This is a genomic window from Prevotella sp. LCP21S3_D2 (genome assembly GCF_052118345.1).
Classification (GTDB): Bacteria; Bacteroidota; Bacteroidia; order Bacteroidales; family Bacteroidaceae; genus Prevotella.
In genome coordinates this window covers 72,226-89,217 of sequence record NZ_JBQKHJ010000002.1, presented here as the reverse complement: position 1 = coordinate 89,217, position 16,992 = coordinate 72,226, and the positions used below count along the sequence as shown (strand labels likewise).

The following is a 16,992-nucleotide window of genomic DNA, read 5'->3' as shown; positions in this document are numbered from 1 at the left end:
ATAAATCAATTAAACAATAGAAAAGTCCCCTGGTGCTGCAAAGCATCAGGGGACTTTTTTTATCACTACTCACTTTTAAAAGTAATAGGTGCAGCCGATTGTAGCGGCACGGTTGCCAAAGTGCTGACTGGCAATATCATGGAATCTGCCTTCCAGGGTAAGGTGCTTGCCGATATTCTTGTAGACTCCTACTTCCGCATAGAGATTGGCAGGGGTATAGGCAGGAGTAGCAGTATGACGGTAAGTACACCAGATGAGATTAGAGGTGAGACGCCAGCCATCTGCCAGGGTAAGCTGAGGAGCCAACTTGAAGACGGCAAAATTGTGATAGCTGGTATCTCTTAATGATGTCTCTTCCACTGGTGTTTCTGCCCGCTCCCAGAAGTAGTTGAAGCCAGCGGTAAGGCGAAGGATGCCGGTATGCCAGAAGGCGGTGGTTCCGATGCCTAATGTGTTGTCGTGGTTGTTGTCTATCAGATGCTGGTGAATGTTCTTCACCGAGGTGCTGACCACGAGATTCGGCTTGCTGTAGGTATACTTCAATTCCATAACATTGGCAAGACTATTCCTGATATCGGTGGTATAGGTTGGCTTCCATGCGCCCTCCATATCTCCCGCAGTCACAAAGTCGCCAAATTCCGGATTGAAGATGCGGCGGCAAAAGGTGCCTTGCAGGGTATGACCCGGAGTGAAGGTATAGTATGTACTGAATGAGTAGATGTGGTTGTGGGTGGTATGCTTCCAGTTGCTGACAGAACTGATCTGTTTAGGGCGGAAATTGATGATGCGGTATCGCTCACCAGCCATGAATCCCCACTTGCCGATATTGTAATCCAGCTGGACATAGAAATCCTCGTAGTTGGAATGGTTGATGTAATCAGCAATGCAATTCTTCTCGATGGACAAACCGCCCTCAAAACCTGCCGTAATCCAAAGGTCTTTGGTGAAGACCGGAGTGGCATATTCTACCACCGCAAACGGATAGGTGGAGTGGTTCTGATAAGGGAAGGTTTGGCTTTCTTCCTGGGTTCTGCCATTGTCGCTGATATGTTCTGCACCCAAGGTGAAGAGGATGCTGGAACTATTCTCGCCTAGTGTCCGCGTATAGTCTGCCTGCAGATGATAGGCACGTACATATTCGGCTGGTGAATGGGTGAAATGATTGCGGGTATAGGTCTGCATCGCATCCACTTCGAGTATGTCTTTGCTGGTTGGAGTCCAGAGAACATTGAGCTTGGCTCCCTCATGCGAGTAATGGTTGATGGTATTGGAACTCTGATTCTGATAAGCATCCTTATCGCTATTGGAGGTGCGTTGGAAGTTGCCTTCTACGTGGCTGAGGATGCGCAGGTCATCCTGCTGGCTCAGAACGCTGACGATACCCTTGCCACCGCCGTAGGTATCACCAAAGAGTCCCGCTCTTCCGCTCACACCGTTTTCGCCCTTGCGGAGAGTGATGTCGATTACTTTCTTCAGACTGCTGCAGCCCTTCATCACTTCTGCATTCTGGCAAACTTTGATGCTTTCAATCTCACAAGCCTTGAAATGGTGGAGCAGGGTAGCATAGTCGAGTCCGTATTCCTGATTGTCGATACGGATGACGAACTTTCCATATTGATTGGCAAAGGGATCACCGCCGATGATGTTGTTGCCATCGAGGCTGATTACCTCAGGACACATCATCAGAACATCGAGGAGAGATTCTTCACCGGTAAGTTCCATTTCTGAAACATGCATGATGTATCTGTCGCCAATATGTTCTATCGGGGCCGCGGTCATCTGGGGCAATGTAATGCCGAGAAAACCAGCCAGACACATCAGACGGGTATTTTTAAGAAGACTGTTTAATATCATATATAATAACCATTTAAGTTTTTTCGACTTGCAAAGATAGAGCAAAAATAGGAAATAGTGAAATTTTTCCCTAACTTTATGGTTCTTATCATGAAAAAATCAAGAAAACAGCAGTGTAATCAGAGGAATGGTGATGATGCTGCCCAGGGTGGTGATGAAAGTCATCTCAGTGATGAGCGATGGATTGCGACCGTATTTCAGGCAGAACATGGTGCCGAAGCTGGCTACAGGCATCGCTATGACTACCGTATTGATATTGTTTACCAAATCGTTGACGCCACACGCCTTGAACAGGAAGTAGATGCTCAGTGGAACCACTGCTAGGCGGAGAACAGAAGAAATGTATACCTTCGGACTTCCGATAATCTCTCTGACTGGAAGCTTTGCCATGGAAGAACCGATAATCATAAGGGCTGCTGGAACCGTAACGTTTCCTACCATCGTCACAGGGCGGGCAATGATGTCGGGGGTATGGATGCCGAAAGCAACCAGAAGGGCGGCAAGGAAAGCTGCCAGCAAGGCTGGACTCACCAATACCTTAGGATTGAACTGCTTGATGCTGTATTCACCCTTGATGAGCATCACACCTGCCGTAAAGATAAAGAAGGTGTTGGGCATATTGAGCAAGGCTGCATAAAAGATGGCCTTCGGACCGAAGATGCTCGATACGATAGGGTATCCGATAAAGCCCACGTTGGCAAACATCAAGGCGAAGCCTATCATGCCCTGGTCGTCATGGTTCTTGGTGATGAGGCGTGGAACCCAGAAGCCAAATACCAATAATAATATATAGGTAAGGAAACCGACTCCTAAAAGTGGGAGGATGAGCGTGCGGTCGGGCAACTCATCCCCCATTACCGATGACAGCACCAGCAGTGGACAGGTTATGTCCACTACGATGCTGGATAGTTTCTTGTCAAATTTGTCGCCCATATAGCCTAACTTGCAGGCGACATAGCCTAAAATTACGATGATGAACAATACCACCATCACTTCTAAATTCTGCATTATCCTGAAAATCTATACCTTAATTTATCTATAATCTCTTTAATCTATGAATCTCTTGGTGATGTCTCCATAGTTTTCTATACGGCGGTCGCGGAGGAATGGCCACCAACGGCGTACATCCTCACTGTGCTTGAGGTCGATGTCAACAACCAGGCTTTCTTCTTCCTGATCGCTTGCACGGTAATGGAGTTCGCCCTGAGAACCTGCAACAAAGCTGCTGCCCCAGAACTGGATGCCTCCAGTCTGTTCGCTAGGATCAGGTTCAAAGCCTACTCGGTTTACGGCGACAACAGGCAGACCATTGGCTACCGCATGACCACGCATCACGGTGGTCCAGGCTTCGCGCTGTCGTTGCTGCTCTTCCGGTGTATCATAGGTTGCATAACCAATGGCTGTAGGATAGATGAGCATTTCTGCTCCCTGCAATGCCATGAGTCGGGCTGCTTCCGGATACCACTGGTCCCAGCAAACCAAAACACCCAGTTTGCCTACTGAAGTCTGGATAGGACGGAAACCGAGGTCGCCAGGGGTGAAGTAGAACTTTTCGTAATAGGCAGGATCGTCTGGGATATGCATCTTGCGATATTTGCCTGCGATACTGCCATCTTTTTCTATGACGACAGCTGTGTTGTGATAAAGTCCTGGGGCTCTGCGTTCAAAGAGTGAGGTTACGATAACCACACCGAGATCTTTCGCCAGTTTGCCATAGAATTCTGTTGACGGACCAGGGATTGGCTCTGCGAGATTGAAGAGCTCAACATCTTCTACCTGACAAAAGTAGAGGGAATTGTGAAGCTCTTGAAGAACGATGAGCTCCGCACCGCGGTGGGCAAGGTCGATAATGCCCTCAGCGAGGCGGGTTTTGTTGTTGGCTATATCTGCCGTATTATGTTGTTGTAAAATACCGAGTTTCATTTACTTTTTTTGCTTTATTTACTTTGAACTTCTTTACTTTGGACTTTAGATTTCGAACATCTAACTTTATGCCCAACCCTTTATGTCTGCCACTGGGCAGCCTCCGGATAATCATTTCTATCTCCTTTCAGGGCTCCTTCTGGCAATTGCATGGTGAGGCAGTGGATGCTGCCATGCTGGCGAATGATGGTTCGGGAATCTACACCGATGATGTCTCTGTCTGGGAAGGCAAGTTGGATCTGCTTGCGTGCCTCCTCGTCCTTCGCTGGCTGATTATAGGTTGGATATATCACAGCCTTGTTCAGAATCAGGAAGTTGGCATAAGTGGCAGGCAGGCGGTCGCCCTTGCTGTCTTTGTCTGTAGTCAGGCGGTCACCCTCATCAAAGATTGGGTCTGGCATCGGGAGCTTGAGCAGTCGATACGGGTATCCTTCCCAGGTGAAAAGCGACTGAAGCTGCTTTTCAAGTGCCTGGAAGTCTTCATATTGCTCATCTTCCGGGTCATCACACCCTACATATAATAAGGTGTCGTGAGGAGCCACTCTGACGATGGTATCAATGTGACCATCTGTATCATCACCGATGAGATTGCCATGATCCAGCCATACCACTCTCTTGAGATGGAAGAAAGTCTTGAGCAGATGATCGATGCTGTCATGGTCGAGCGGCTGGTTGCGATGAGGAGCCAGCAGACACTGTGAGGTGGTAAAGAGAGTGCCTTTACCGTCACTTTCTATGCTGCCACCTTCCAGTACAAACCCCTGATGGTTTTCCATGTCGGCATTGAAGGCTGCCATATAGTATAGCTTCAGATTGATGGCATTGTCTTTTTCCCATCTGAACTTCTCTCCCCAACCGTTGAATTTGAAGTCGAGCATACGGATTGGCACCATCCATGTGTTTTGCTTTTTCCGCAAAACCATCGTGATAGGGCCGTGGTCACGTGCCCAGGTATCATTACTCTCTACCTCGTAGAGATGTATACGGTTCATTTGCTCCTGATTCAGATGGTTTTCCAGCAGGAGCTGGATACCAGTCACGTCGGGTGTAGCTACAAGCAGATGCTCATAGCGGGTAATAATGTCTGCCAATTCCAGATAAGTCTGGCTTATCTCTGGCAGGTAGGGCTTCCAATCGGTGCCCGCATGTGGCCATGTCAGCATGATGGCACTTTGTGGCTCCCATTCTGCTGGGAGTGCGAAATCGCAAGGCAATGTGGATTGATACATAAGCTGTATTTTTTAGTCAAATTCCAAGCTCGGCTTTTTGGGCTCGGCTTTTTATCTGTTTTTTTTGTTATTTCTAATATGTTTGCAAAATTAATAAAAAATCTACAACTTCCGAGTATTTTTGTGGAATATTTTATGCAAAAGCAAAAGTTTTTATTAAAAAAGATTAAAGGGAGAGCGGAATAAGGATAAAATCAAGGAAAAATGCTTAACTTTGCAATCTAAAAAGATAAAAACAGGCGAAATCTATGTCCGCAGGAATGATGAGCGGGCAGGATGAGTCTTTTAAAACATAATAATAGGAGCGTGAAAATAAAACAGGTAGTTGATGCCCTTGAACATTACGCGCCTCTGCCCTTGCAGGAAGGATATGATAATGCCGGCTTGCAAGTTGGATTGACAGAGGCGGTAGAAATGTCAGGGGCATTGTTGTGTCTTGACGTCACTGAAGAGGTGGTGGAGGAGGCTGTTCAAAAGGGATGTAATCTCATCGTTAGCCATCATCCGCTGATATTTCGCAAGTTGGCGAGAATATCAGATGAAAACTACGTTCAACGTACTGTGCGCAAGGCGATTAAGAACGATATTTCTATCGTGTCGATGCATACCAATATGGATGCTGCGACGGGGGGCGTGAACTTCAAGATTGCTGAGAAACTGGGACTGGAAAATGTCAGGTTCTTCGGTGGTGAAAAGGAAGTGGACGGAGTGAAAGGCGGAAATGGAGTTATCGGAGAAATCTCGGATGAGGATATTCGGCAAGCTGCTGAGGCTGGCAAACTTTCTGAAGAGGTGAAGAATCACTTTGCTGAAGGAATTGCTGCTGATGACCTGGTGCTGCTGCTTCGTGAAAGATTCGGTGTAGAGTGCGTGCAGTGTAATCAGCTTCTGCGCCGACCAATCCGCAAGGTGGCGCTTTGTGGCGGTTCGGGCTCCTTCCTGCTGGAAGAGGCTATCCAGGCTGGAGCTGATGCCTTTATCACGGGCGAGATGAGCTATCATGAGTATTTCGGTCATGAACAGGAAATACAGATTTGTGTCATCGGACATTATCAGAGCGAGCAGTTCACCAGCGAAATCTTCCGTAGCATTATCCAGGAACAGTTCCCGGAAGCAAAATGCTATATCTCGGAAATTAATACGAATCCAATTATATATTTATAAAATAAGGTTTAAAAATTAGATATACAGAATTATGGCAAAGAAAGATCCTACAGATTTGACAGTGGAAGAGAAGTTGAAGACTCTCTATCAGCTTCAGGTTACCTTATCTGGCATTGATCAGAATCGTGAGTTAAGAGGTGAGTTGCCTCTCGAAGTTGAGGATTTGGAAGACGAGATTGCTGGTTTGACAACTCGTATTGAGAATATTCAGCGCGAGATGGAGCAGTTTGACCGTGCAGTATCTCAGAAGCAGCAGGAAATTGCTGATGCGCAGGCTAGCGTAGAGCGCTATCATGCTCAGCTCGAGACTGTAAGCAACAATCGTGAGTATGATACTTTGAGTAAGGAAATCGAGTTCCAGGAGTTGGAAATCGAGCTTTGCAATAAGAAGATTCGCGAGGGATTGCAGCAGATTCGTGAGCGTGAGTTCGACTTGCACAAGGCTGAGGAGCAGAAGGCTGACCGCGAGAAGGGCTTGGTAGAGAAGCGTTCTGAACTGGAAGACATCATGGCTGAAACCCGTGAGGAAGAGGAGCGTTTGAAGGAGAAGGCTCTGGAGCTTGAAAAGAAGATTGAGCCACGTTTGCTCGCTAGCTTCAAGCGTATCCGTAAGGGTGCTCGCAATGGTCTCGGTATCGTATACGTACAGCGTGATGCTTGTGGTGGTTGCTTCAACAAGATTCCACCTCAGCGCCAGTTGGATATCAAGATGCACAAGAAGATTATCCCTTGTGAGTACTGTGGACGTATTCTCATCGACCCGGAATTGGCTGGTATCAAGGTAGCTTCTCCTGCTACTGAAGAGAAGCCAAAGCGCAAGCGCGCTATCCGTAAGAAGAAGGCTGAAGACGGAGAATAAAAAATAGTAAAATAAAAATCGCCCTGAAAGAGTAAAAGCAGCATTTTTCTGGCTTTTACTTTTTCAGGGCGTTTTTTGGTTAGATTCCTCTTGCTTTAAAGATGCGTTCCTTGGCATCGTTTATTTCCTGGAATTTCTTTTCTGCTGCACGGCGTACGTCTTCGCCCAATGCTGCCACCTTGTCGGGATGATGCTTGAGCGCCATCTTGCGATAGGCTGCTTTTACTTCATCATTGGAGGCTTCCGGACTGATGCCGAGAATACGGTAAGCGTCAGCAAGACTGTCTGATGATGAGCCGCTCGCAAGATTGAGCATCTGATCAACGTCTTCTGCTGATAATCCCATGTGGATGGCTACTTCCTTGAGAGCCTGTATCTCAGCTTGGGACACAACACCATCGGCTTGGGCTATCATAACCAGGAAGTTGAGCAACTGAAGACGTTGTTCGTACATCATATTGGAACGTATCTGATGACAGCTGTCTTGAATGACGCTGCGATACTGTTGCATGCCAATACGTTTCTGCTGTTCAAAGAGTTTGAGGAGGATTTCTTCTCCCTGCTGTTTGGCTGCTTCGCCAAAATTCTGTCGGAGGAAGTTGCGTACCAGCTCCATCTCTGAATGCATAATCTTGCCATCAGCATTGATGATGTATGAGGAGAGTACGAGGAGCGAGAACATGAATGAGTTTCGCTCGCCTTCATAGTTTCGGCGCTGCCCGCTGTAGGCTTCATAGGCATTGCTATATTCCCGGTTGTTGTATCCCTCCTTGTTTACCTCGTCCAGTCCGTGGTCGAAAAGAGAGCCTAGGGCAAAGCCAGCCAGGGCTCCAAGAGGGCCGGCGGTGATGAAACCGAGAAATCCGCCTATCCATTTTCCTGCTGCCATAAAAATATCGGTATTTATGAAAGGAATTCTCTTTCTGAATAGAGAAACCGTTCTGTTAATTGAAAAGAAAATGTCCTTCTCTCGTGTCGTCTTGAGCAGAAGGACAATTTTCTGTATCTTTTATGAATATTCCTCTTTAGTTGTTGAAATAATAGAGGAATGATGCGATTCCTGAGAGGGCAGGCTTGCGCTGACCTTCAATCTCAATGCTGAACTTGATGCTGGTCTTACAGATGCCACGAAGGTTCTGGATGTCGTGGAGGGTAGCAACAAGGCGAACACGTGAACCAGTGATGACTGGCTGGCCGAAACGCATCTGGTCCATACCGTAGTTAACGAGCATCTTAAGGTTGTTTACCTCCAGAATCTGCTGCCAGAGATAAGGCAATACTGAGAGGGTAAGATAACCATGAGCGATTGTGCTGTGGTAAGGGCTCTCTACCTTGGCACGCTCTACGTCTACATGGATCCACTGTGGATCGAGAGTTGCATCTGCAAACTTGTTGATACGTTCCTGGTCAATCTGCAACCAGTCTGATTCTCCTAACTTCTCACCGAGGTGAGATGCAAATTCCTCATAGGAATTGATTACTAATTTTGCCATTTTTATCTATTTTGATGTTTATTATTTAATATCTAACATTTAAATAGGCTTGCGCTTTATAAGCTTTGAAGTCTTCACTCTTCATTCTTCACTCTCTTAGTCTCTTCTGAAAATATCGCGAGTATAAACTTTCTCTTCTACATCATCCAGACATTTATCGTATCTGTTGGCGATGATAGCCTGACTCTGCAGCTTGAATGCATCGAGATCATTCACCACCCGGCTGCCGAAGAAGGTGCTTCCGTCTTTCAAGGTTGGCTCATAGATGATGACTTGTGCGCCTTTAGCCTTGATGCGTTTCATCACGCCCTGTATGCTGCTTTGACGGAAGTTGTCGCTGTTACTCTTCATGGTGAGTCGGTATACACCGATGACGCATGATTTCTCTTCTTCCTCGTTATAATTGTTCTGGTTGGCATAGTCATAATAGCCTGCCTTATTGAGCACACGGTCTGCAATGAAATCCTTTCGGGTGCGATTGCTCTCTACAATGGCCTGGATCAGGTTCTCTGGTACGTCTGCGTAGTTTGCCAGCAACTGTTTGGTATCTTTTGGAAGGCAGTAGCCGCCATATCCGAACGAAGGGTTGTTGTAGAATGTGCCGATGCGGGGATCCAACCCTACACCGTCTATGATGGCTTTGGTATCAAGTCCCTTCATCTCGGCATAGGTATCCAACTCGTTGAAGTAGCTTACGCGGAGAGCCAGATAGGTATTGGCGAAGAGTTTTACGGCTTCTGCCTCGGTTAGTCCCATATATAGGGTTTCGATATTTTCCTTGATGGCACCTTCTTGCAAAAGAGCAGCAAAGGTATGGGCAGCCTTGTCTAGTCGTTCATTGTCTTTTGGACGACCAATGATTATGCGGCTAGGGTAGAGGTTGTCGTAAAGTGCCTTGCTCTCCCGTAGAAATTCTGGGGCAAAGAGGATGTTGTTGCAATCCATTTTTTTGCAAATGTTTTCTGTATATCCTACGGGGATGGTACTTTTAATTACCATGATGGCTTCTGGGTTAACCTCTTTTACCAACTGAATGACTTCTTCTACATGGGATGTATCAAAGTAGTTTTTGACAGGGTCATAGTTGGTTGGGGTAGCTATTACAACGAAGTCTGCATCTTTGTAAGCTGCAGCCCCATTGGTTGTTGCTTTGAGATTCAGCTCTTTCTCGGATAAGTACTTTTCTATGTACTCGTCCTGAATTGGAGAGTGGCGGTTATTGATGAGATCCACTTTTTCTTGAATCACGTCTACTGCCACGACTTCGTGGTGCTGACTCAGGAGTGTTGCTATACTCAGACCAACATAGCCAGTACCTGCCACAGCTATCTTTTTTATATTGTCGTTTGCCATTTTGCTTTATAACCTATATATTTAGGTACCTTCAATAATGATGAGTACCCATACATTATTAACTATATTTTTTGCAAAGATAGTATAAAAGAGGGAGACTACAAAAAGAAATGGGATTTTTTATCATAAAATAACCCTCTCAAAATTTGCGAATTTTAGAACGGCTGATTAATTGGCCGTAAATTCGCAAATTTTGAAAGGAGATAATATGTGGCTAAAGTGTCAATAAATCCGAATAGTTAGGGATATCTTCAAGAAATAAATATTTTTTACCGTCATAATCCATCTTACAAATATAGTGCTCCAGACCGTTGCTGACGACCAGAAAGTCAACATGAAGTAGGAGATTGTAGGTCGAGACTTGGTCGAAAACTTTTTGAGTGATGGGAATGTGCGGAGCCTTGTATTCTATAATCATTCTGGGTTGAAGTTCCCGGGAGTAGAGAACACTGTCAGCACGCAAAACTTTATCGCCACATTGCAGCTGGATCTCATTGGCGAGTAGGGCAGCAGGGTATCCTTTATGCTCGATAAGAAAGTGGATGAAGTGCTGTCGCACCCATTCTTCTGGAGTGAGTGCGATATATTTTCTTCGTAGAATATCGAGGATTTTTGGTTGCTGCTTAGTACCAGAAATCTTCATTTCGAAAGGTGGTAAATTTAAGCGAATCATTTTTTCTATACCTTATTATATATTATATACTTTTATTTTCTCTACCTTATTATATATGTAGTTCGAATAATTTTTGTATCTTTGCATGCAGAAATGCAGGCTGTAATAACTGGCAAAAAGCGAGAATGGAATGCCTGCATGATTGCAGCAAGATTGCTTGTGCAAAAGTACAAAAAATAATTCAATGGCAGAAAAGAAAAGTGGAATAAGTTACGAGCAAATCATAAAAGATTTGAAAGCTCGGAAGTTTGCGCCTGTCTATGTTTTGATGGGTGATGAATCTTTTTATATAGATAAGATCTGTGATTTTATCAGTGAAAATGTGCTTAAACCGGAAGAGCAGGATTTCAATCAAACCGTAGTTTTTGGCGCTGATGTCAATGCAATGCAGGTGGTTGATATGTGCAAAGGCTATCCGATGATGGCTGAATATAGGGTGGTGGTAGTGAAGGAAGCTCAGAATTTGCGGAATTTGGAACCGCTGGAAAAGTATCTCCTGAATCCGGTAAAAACAACAATTCTTGTTTTGTGTCATAAAAACGGAAGTATTGACCGACGGAAGAAGTTTATTCCGCAAGCTGAAAAGGTGGGAGTGGTCTTTGAAAGCAAGAAGCTTTATGACCGTCAGCTACCTGGTTTTATTGAAACGTACCTCAAGAGTAGGAAATCTACAATAGAACCCAAGGCTACTCAGATGATAGCGGATCATATTGGTGCTGATTTGCATCGTCTTACTTCGGAGCTTGATAAGTTGCTCATTTCTCTTCCTGAGAAAGATCGACGTGTCACTCCTGAGTTGGTGGAGAAGGAAATAGGGGTAAGTAAGGATTTCAATGCGTTCGAACTTCGGAGTGCTATTATAAACCGAGATGTTTATAAGGCAAATCTGATAATAAAATATTTTGACGGAAATCCAAAGAGTGGTTCGCTCTATGCGTTACTCCCAATACTCTTCAGTTATTTCCAAAACTTGATGATAGCTTATTATGCACCTAATAAACAGAATGAAAATGAACTCGCAAAATTCTTGGATTTGCGTGGAACTTGGGCAGTGCGTGATTATATCACAGGAATGAGAAACTATTCTGGCATGAAGGTGATGGGAATTATTGATAAGTTTAAGGAGGTAGATGCGAAGAGCAAAGGTCTCGATAATCCATTTACTTCGGCAGGCGAATTAATGAAAGAACTTATATTTTTTATTCTTCACTAGTTGTGGGGTAGAGTAGGCGAGCTTCTGCTGGGAGTTTTCTCTCGACAGAAGCTCGCTTGCGTTTTCTCTCTATTGAACCAGGGTAAGCTGAGTAGCTTCCAACTAGCGTTTAGCTTTGTAAATTCTTGCTGAAAGGGGTGTTTTGAGCAGTAAAAATGAGATTTTTCAGGGTTCTGAAAACGTGTTTTTGGGCTCAAAAATGATAAAAAAGGTGATTTCCTAAGCTAGATGGCTATTTTTGGGATTTAGCTCAAATAGTACATAATATATGTGATTATCAGATATTTATGTAAAATAACCCCTTCCATTACTCGCATATTTTCGTTCATCCCCTCCTATGGGCTAGAATACGACGAAAATGGAAAAATTTACCATTTTCAGTTGCCTGATAATTGACGTTTGTATTTTTTAAGGTTTATGTTTTGAGAGTTTATTAATGTGAATTTATAAAATACAATCCTGTATTTTGGTTTATAAATATAAATACTAGAAAACTAAATTCTTTATAGAGGAATTCATGTTTATAAATATAAATATGAATTTTCGGTTTTATATTGATAAATGTATAAATATTCGTGATAAATGTATATCTTGCATCTTATTGTAACTCAGTTGTTTATGAGATTGTATTACTCTATAAACCTAGTTTAATATGTTAGGTAATAGGAAAATAACGTATAAAACGTTATATTAATAATGGTTTGTGTTAGTTATTGATTCATAAATCAGTGAGTTAGGCGAAAATATTAAAGAAATGAATTGTTAAATGTTTTGTTTTTGAAGTTGATATTTATAAATATAAACCTAAAAACCGAAGTAAGGTTGAATAGAATTTTAGATTCTCAAATATAAAGATAAAGTTTAAAAAACTAAAATCTATTGCAAATGTTTGGATATTTCGATTTTTTGTTTTACCTTTGTAAAATCAAACGAAAATGGCGTTAAAAAACGCCTGTTCGGAAATTAAACATAGAAATTAGACATAAGTAAACGATAAAATTTTAGAGTATGAAAGATAGAATCAAACAGCTGATGGATGACCAGCATCTTACTCAGCAAAGCTTTGCTCAGTTGATAGGTAGCACACCTGCAACATTGAGTAATATTTTCAATGGAAAAACCAATCCGTCACTCAGTATTGTGGATGGGATTCATAAGAGTTTTCCTCAAGTAAATGTGTATTGGATACTCTATGGTACTCCTCCTATGTATAATAGTCAGGAGGCTCAGGAGGATGGAAATGAAAGGCTGGCTAATGGTTTAGATCCTATGAATGAAAGCTTAGCGGCGAAAGCAGGAAGCATGACGGGTAGTTCCACCAGACCTGTAGGTTCTTCTGTAGAAGCTACTCTTGATTTTGGTACGGCTAGTAGTACAGGCTCCCCTACTTCCCCATCGTTTTTTGAGCAGCCTCAAATGCAAGGTGTAAACCGTACACCTAAAAATATTGCTCAAACGGCGGTAAAGTATGTGGACAAACAACAGAGAAAGATTACTGAGATTCGTATTTTCTATGATGATCAGACTTGGGAGACCTTTGTTCCTAAAAAGTAAAAGTCAGAACTTTCGAATGTGGTTCAAGTACGGCTTGATGATTTAAAAACTTCTTGCTCATGGTTGTGCCCAAGTTATAATTGAAGTCGTCAAGGCGTCCTGGGTGGTTAGAAAATCTGAAAAAAAACTTAGTTTCTTTTCGTTAAGTCAGATTTTTGGTGTACCTTTGCATTTAGAAGTCACGTGTGCATGGTTTGTTTGAAAGAATGCAATAGCGTGCATATACATATTATATATAATAAGCATATAAAATTAGCATTAAGATGAAAAAATATGTTCTCGACCTAAAGGTAGTTTCTGTTGAAGCGCTCAGCGATAAGCACGTTTTGATAAAGCTTACCGATGAAAAGCCTTTGCCGGAAATTTTGCCTGGCCAATTTGTAGAAGTAAAGGTAGAGCATTCGTCTACCACAATGCTTCGTCGTCCTATCTCCATTAATTATGTGGATCGTGAAAATAATCAGCTTTGGTTGCTTGTGGCAATGGTTGGAGATGGCACTCGTCAGCTCGGACAGTTGAAGGCCGGTGATTCTCTCAACTGTATGTTGCCTCTTGGTAATGGCTTTACAATGCCTTCTGAAAAGAGTCAGAAATTTCTGCTTGTTGGTGGTGGCGTAGGTGTAGCTCCACTTCTATATTTTGGTAAACTTATCAAGGATTTTGGAGCTGAGGTTGTGTTCCTGTTGGGAGCACGTTCTGCAAAAGATTTGCTTGAACTGAATGAATTTGCTAAGATAGGTAAGGTTTGTATTACTACCGAAGATGGTTCTGCGGGCGAAATAGGCTTTGTGACCAATCACTCCGTTTTAGAGAATGAGAAGTTTGATATGATTTCTACTTGTGGTCCTAAGCCGATGATGGTAAGCGTGGCTCGCTTTGCAAAGAAGGCAGATGTAGAATGTGAGGTCTCTCTGGAGAATAAGATGGCTTGCGGTGTTGGTGCTTGCCTCTGTTGTGTAGAGAAAACTACTGAAGGAAATCAGTGTGTTTGTAAGGATGGTCCTGTCATCAATATCAAAAAACTCACTTGGGATATTTAGTGAAGCAGGAAAATAAAGAATGAAGTTGCCTCTTGCTCTAACGGTGGGTGGGAAAAGTGAAGAAACTTTTTACATTAGAGTGGGAAACGGTATCGGAAAATCTTTGTTTTGTAAAAACATTTTTAATGATTATTAAAAGATTATGGCTGATTTAAGTGTAAATATAAAGGATTTGAAATTGAAGAATCCTGTGATGACTGCATCGGGTACTTTCGGCTACGGCTTGGAGTTTGCTGATTTTGTTCCATTAGAGGAAATCGGTGGTATTATCGTTAAAGGTACAACTCTGGAACCTCGTGAGGGAAATGACTATCCACGTATGGCTGAAACACCTCAGGGAATGCTTAATTGCGTGGGACTTCAGAATAAGGGCGTAGATTATTTCTGCGAACATATCTATCCTCAGATAAAAGATATTGATACCAATATGATTGTGAATGTGAGTGGGCATTCGCCTGAAAGCTATGCAGAGTGTGCTGCGCGCATCAATGAACTGGAGAAGATTCCTGCTATCGAGCTGAATATCTCTTGTCCAAACGTGAAAGATGGCGGTATGGCATTCGGTGTTACTTGTGAAGGTGCCGCAAGCGTTGTGAAAGCTGTTAGAAAGGCATATCATAAGACGCTTATCGTGAAGCTTTCTCCTAACGTAACCAATATTGCTGATATTGCCCGTGCTGTAGAGGCAGAGGGCGCAGACTCTGTTTCACTTATCAATACTTTGATGGGTATGGCTGTTGATATTGAGAAGCGTCAGCCTTTGTTGAGTATTCGTACAGGCGGCTTGAGCGGTCCTTGCGTGAAACCTGTGGCTTTGCGTATGGTTTGGGATGTTGCGCATGCTGTGAAGATTCCTGTAGTTGGTTTGGGTGGTATACAGAATGCCAAGGATGCTATCGAATTCCTGATGTGTGGAGCAACGGCTATTGAGATTGGTACTGCCAATTTTGTTGATCCTGCGGTTACGAAGAAGGTAAAGGATGGCATTAATGAATGGCTTGATGCACACGGATGTGCTTCTGTTACCGAAATCATTGGTGCCATCTCGTAGTTTTTCACATTAATTATATAGAAGGATAATATGGATTTAAATGAGATGAATCCTGTGCTCTTGATTGCTACCCTGACTCAACAGATTGTGGAGCAGGAGAAGATAGCTGAGGCTGAAGTCGGAAATGCAGAAAACAAGACTGCCCTGAGTGAAAATCTTCTGAAGCGTGGGCGGCTGTTGATGCAGATGGGTGACAAGGAAGGAGCACAGAAGGATATGCAGCGATATCTGCAACTGAATCCTGAAAAGATAGAAGAGTTGACAGGTGAGTTTAAGGCAGAAGGTAGAGAACACTGTCATTAGACTCAGTTTCCGTCAGAAATGAGTAGCAGGAATCTATTTTCTTCTGATAAAAATCTGCAAGCAATCAGTTTTTTCTGATAAAAATCTGCTAAAAAAATGCTTTAGAACAGAAAATATAAGCAAAATTCAGAAAAAAGTGACAAATTGTTTGGTGGTGTCAGATAAAAGTGTTACTTTTGCAGTCGTAATATTAACAATTAAAATAATAAGACAATGAAGAAGTTGAACGCATACTTTTTTAGCTATTACTTTTACTTTGCAAGCGATTGTAAAGCGGGAAGTTGCGTGTAAATTTCAACTTAGGATATTAGATTCTTTGAAATCATCGAAACGGTCCCGCTCTATACAGAGTTGGACCGTTTTTCGTAAACGTTCTTAAGTAAACATTGGGTTAGAGATAAGAAACAAGGCAATGAAGAGAATAGCAATACAAGGAGAGTTGGGATCTTTCCACGACATCGCTGCCCATCAGTATTTCGAGGGTGAGCAGATAGAGCTGATATGTTGCGCCACTTTCGAAGGGGTGTTTGAGAATATCAAGCGCGATCCAACCGTGGTTGGTATCTGTGCCATAGAGAATACGATTGCGGGAAGTTTGCTTCACAACTATGAGTTGTTGCGGGAGAGCGGCACGACTGTTGTGGGAGAACATAAACTTCATATAGAGCATAGCATCTGCTGCTTGCCTGATGATGACTGGAGTTCCCTCCAGGAAGTTCATTCTCATCCTGTGGCTTTGATGCAGTGCGGTAAGTTTCTTGCCAATCATCCGGACTTAAAGGCTGTGGAAGCAGAAGATACAGCCGGTTCTGCAGCTTATATAGCTCAGCATAAGGTGCATGGATGGGCTGCTATCTGTTCTGCCTATGCTGCTCACATGTATGGTATGAAGGTATTACAGGAGGAAATCCACGATAATCCGCACAACTATACCCGGTTCCTCGTGGTCTGCAATCCGCAGAAGGCGGCCCTGCTTCGTCCTGTCGAGAAAGCAAACAAGGCTAGTATCGTCTTCAGCTTACCTCATACTGAAGGATCGCTCTCCAAGGTACTCACCATTCTTAGTTTCTATGACATCAATCTGACGAAGATTCAGTCGTTGCCGAACATCGGACATGAATGGGAATATCTCTTCTATGTGGATCTTACCTATGATAATTTGACACGTTATCGCCAAAGTATTGATGCCATCACACCACTGGTAAAGGAAATCAAGGTCCTTGGTGAATACGAGGAGAAGGAATAGATTGAAATGAATAGTTAATAGTTGACAGTTAAGAATT

16 protein-coding genes are annotated in these 16,992 nt (G+C 43.3%); 8 read left to right on the top strand and 8 right to left on the bottom strand.

The window, feature by feature from the left end; genetic code table 11:
* Positions 1-75: 75 nt before the first annotated feature.
* The 4 genes from ACTQ16_RS02325 to ACTQ16_RS02310 all read right to left on the bottom strand — a co-directional run bounded on the left by ACTQ16_RS02325 (position 76) and on the right by ACTQ16_RS02310 (position 5,006).
* Complete coding sequence (locus tag ACTQ16_RS02325; RefSeq protein WP_441935908.1) at positions 76-1,854, bottom strand: hypothetical protein; 1,779 nt, start codon at positions 1,852-1,854, stop codon at positions 76-78.
* 99 nt (positions 1,855-1,953) lie between these two features.
* The gene (locus ACTQ16_RS02320; protein WP_294970102.1) at positions 1,954-2,862 is read right to left on the bottom strand and encodes an AEC family transporter; all 909 of its coding nucleotides are present in this window, start codon (positions 2,860-2,862) and stop codon (positions 1,954-1,956) included.
* Between the two features lie 39 nt (positions 2,863-2,901).
* Complete coding sequence (locus tag ACTQ16_RS02315; protein WP_441931646.1) at positions 2,902-3,777, bottom strand: carbon-nitrogen hydrolase; 876 nt, start codon at positions 3,775-3,777, stop codon at positions 2,902-2,904.
* A gap of 80 nt (positions 3,778-3,857) precedes the next feature.
* Positions 3,858-5,006, bottom strand: a complete 1,149-nt coding sequence (locus tag ACTQ16_RS02310; RefSeq protein ID WP_294970105.1) for an agmatine deiminase family protein — start codon at positions 5,004-5,006, stop codon at positions 3,858-3,860.
* A gap of 306 nt (positions 5,007-5,312) precedes the next feature.
* Between ACTQ16_RS02310 and ACTQ16_RS02305 the strand changes: the two genes are divergently transcribed.
* Positions 5,313-6,170 (top strand): Nif3-like dinuclear metal center hexameric protein, encoded by an 858-nt coding sequence (locus ACTQ16_RS02305; RefSeq protein WP_294970108.1) that lies wholly within the window; start codon positions 5,313-5,315, stop codon positions 6,168-6,170.
* A 31-nt stretch (positions 6,171-6,201) separates the two neighbouring features.
* Positions 6,202-7,029, top strand: coding sequence for a zinc ribbon domain-containing protein (locus ACTQ16_RS02300; RefSeq protein WP_153123149.1), 828 nt, complete (start codon positions 6,202-6,204; stop codon positions 7,027-7,029).
* 79 nt (positions 7,030-7,108) lie between these two features.
* Here the strand turns inward: ACTQ16_RS02300 and ACTQ16_RS02295 are convergent, their stop codons facing one another.
* From ACTQ16_RS02295 to ACTQ16_RS02280, 4 genes are all read right to left on the bottom strand, one after another.
* Entirely contained in the window at positions 7,109-7,918 is an 810-nt protein-coding gene (locus ACTQ16_RS02295) for a TerB family tellurite resistance protein (RefSeq protein ID WP_153123147.1), read from the bottom strand.
* A 136-nt stretch (positions 7,919-8,054) separates the two neighbouring features.
* Positions 8,055-8,522 (bottom strand): MaoC family dehydratase, encoded by a 468-nt coding sequence (locus ACTQ16_RS02290; RefSeq protein ID WP_153123145.1) that lies wholly within the window; start codon positions 8,520-8,522, stop codon positions 8,055-8,057.
* 96 nt (positions 8,523-8,618) lie between these two features.
* Positions 8,619-9,875 carry a nucleotide sugar dehydrogenase gene (locus ACTQ16_RS02285; RefSeq protein WP_441935905.1) on the bottom strand — a complete coding sequence of 419 codons (1,257 nt, stop codon included), beginning with the start codon at positions 9,873-9,875 and terminating at the stop codon, positions 8,619-8,621.
* A gap of 214 nt (positions 9,876-10,089) precedes the next feature.
* Positions 10,090-10,548, bottom strand: coding sequence for a type I restriction enzyme HsdR N-terminal domain-containing protein (locus ACTQ16_RS02280; RefSeq protein WP_153123141.1), 459 nt, complete (start codon positions 10,546-10,548; stop codon positions 10,090-10,092).
* Positions 10,549-10,732: 184 nt separating this feature from the next.
* Here ACTQ16_RS02280 and holA point away from each other — a divergent pair, with 184 nt between their 5' ends.
* From holA to ACTQ16_RS02250, 6 genes are all read left to right on the top strand, one after another.
* Complete coding sequence (gene holA / locus ACTQ16_RS02275) at positions 10,733-11,761, top strand: DNA polymerase III subunit delta (RefSeq protein ID WP_178403757.1); 1,029 nt, start codon at positions 10,733-10,735, stop codon at positions 11,759-11,761.
* A gap of 1,008 nt (positions 11,762-12,769) precedes the next feature.
* The gene (locus ACTQ16_RS02270; protein WP_441935903.1) at positions 12,770-13,315 is read left to right on the top strand and encodes a helix-turn-helix domain-containing protein; all 546 of its coding nucleotides are present in this window, start codon (positions 12,770-12,772) and stop codon (positions 13,313-13,315) included.
* A 263-nt stretch (positions 13,316-13,578) separates the two neighbouring features.
* Positions 13,579-14,355, top strand: a complete 777-nt coding sequence (locus ACTQ16_RS02265) for a dihydroorotate dehydrogenase electron transfer subunit (protein ID WP_295346522.1) — start codon at positions 13,579-13,581, stop codon at positions 14,353-14,355.
* 142 nt (positions 14,356-14,497) lie between these two features.
* Entirely contained in the window at positions 14,498-15,406 is a 909-nt protein-coding gene (locus ACTQ16_RS02260; RefSeq protein ID WP_153123134.1) for a dihydroorotate dehydrogenase, read from the top strand.
* Positions 15,407-15,436: 30 nt separating this feature from the next.
* Positions 15,437-15,709 carry a tetratricopeptide repeat protein gene (locus ACTQ16_RS02255; RefSeq protein ID WP_294970130.1) on the top strand — a complete coding sequence of 91 codons (273 nt, stop codon included), beginning with the start codon at positions 15,437-15,439 and terminating at the stop codon, positions 15,707-15,709.
* A 412-nt stretch (positions 15,710-16,121) separates the two neighbouring features.
* The gene (locus tag ACTQ16_RS02250; RefSeq protein ID WP_295346520.1) at positions 16,122-16,955 is read left to right on the top strand and encodes a prephenate dehydratase; all 834 of its coding nucleotides are present in this window, start codon (positions 16,122-16,124) and stop codon (positions 16,953-16,955) included.
* Positions 16,956-16,992 lie beyond the last annotated feature (37 nt).

What these genes read in the sequence shown, in the direction of transcription:
- holA (WP_178403757.1), top strand. Translation starts at nt 10,733, where the DNA reads ATGGCAGAAAAGAAAAGTGGAATAAGTTACGAGCAAATCATAAAAGAT.
- ACTQ16_RS02280 (WP_153123141.1), bottom strand. Translation starts at nt 10,548, where the DNA reads ATGATTCGCTTAAATTTACCACCTTTCGAAATGAAGATTTCTGGTACT.
- ACTQ16_RS02310 (WP_294970105.1), bottom strand. Translation starts at nt 5,006, where the DNA reads ATGTATCAATCCACATTGCCTTGCGATTTCGCACTCCCAGCAGAATGG.
- ACTQ16_RS02325 (WP_441935908.1), bottom strand. Translation starts at nt 1,854, where the DNA reads ATGATATTAAACAGTCTTCTTAAAAATACCCGTCTGATGTGTCTGGCT.
- ACTQ16_RS02265 (WP_295346522.1), top strand. Translation starts at nt 13,579, where the DNA reads ATGAAAAAATATGTTCTCGACCTAAAGGTAGTTTCTGTTGAAGCGCTC.
- ACTQ16_RS02260 (WP_153123134.1), top strand. Translation starts at nt 14,498, where the DNA reads ATGGCTGATTTAAGTGTAAATATAAAGGATTTGAAATTGAAGAATCCT.
- ACTQ16_RS02250 (WP_295346520.1), top strand. Translation starts at nt 16,122, where the DNA reads ATGAAGAGAATAGCAATACAAGGAGAGTTGGGATCTTTCCACGACATC.
- ACTQ16_RS02300 (WP_153123149.1), top strand. Translation starts at nt 6,202, where the DNA reads ATGGCAAAGAAAGATCCTACAGATTTGACAGTGGAAGAGAAGTTGAAG.
- ACTQ16_RS02255 (WP_294970130.1), top strand. Translation starts at nt 15,437, where the DNA reads ATGGATTTAAATGAGATGAATCCTGTGCTCTTGATTGCTACCCTGACT.
- ACTQ16_RS02290 (WP_153123145.1), bottom strand. Translation starts at nt 8,522, where the DNA reads ATGGCAAAATTAGTAATCAATTCCTATGAGGAATTTGCATCTCACCTC.
- ACTQ16_RS02320 (WP_294970102.1), bottom strand. Translation starts at nt 2,862, where the DNA reads ATGCAGAATTTAGAAGTGATGGTGGTATTGTTCATCATCGTAATTTTA.
- ACTQ16_RS02285 (WP_441935905.1), bottom strand. Translation starts at nt 9,875, where the DNA reads ATGGCAAACGACAATATAAAAAAGATAGCTGTGGCAGGTACTGGCTAT.
- ACTQ16_RS02315 (WP_441931646.1), bottom strand. Translation starts at nt 3,777, where the DNA reads ATGAAACTCGGTATTTTACAACAACATAATACGGCAGATATAGCCAAC.
- ACTQ16_RS02270 (WP_441935903.1), top strand. Translation starts at nt 12,770, where the DNA reads ATGAAAGATAGAATCAAACAGCTGATGGATGACCAGCATCTTACTCAG.
- ACTQ16_RS02295 (WP_153123147.1), bottom strand. Translation starts at nt 7,918, where the DNA reads ATGGCAGCAGGAAAATGGATAGGCGGATTTCTCGGTTTCATCACCGCC.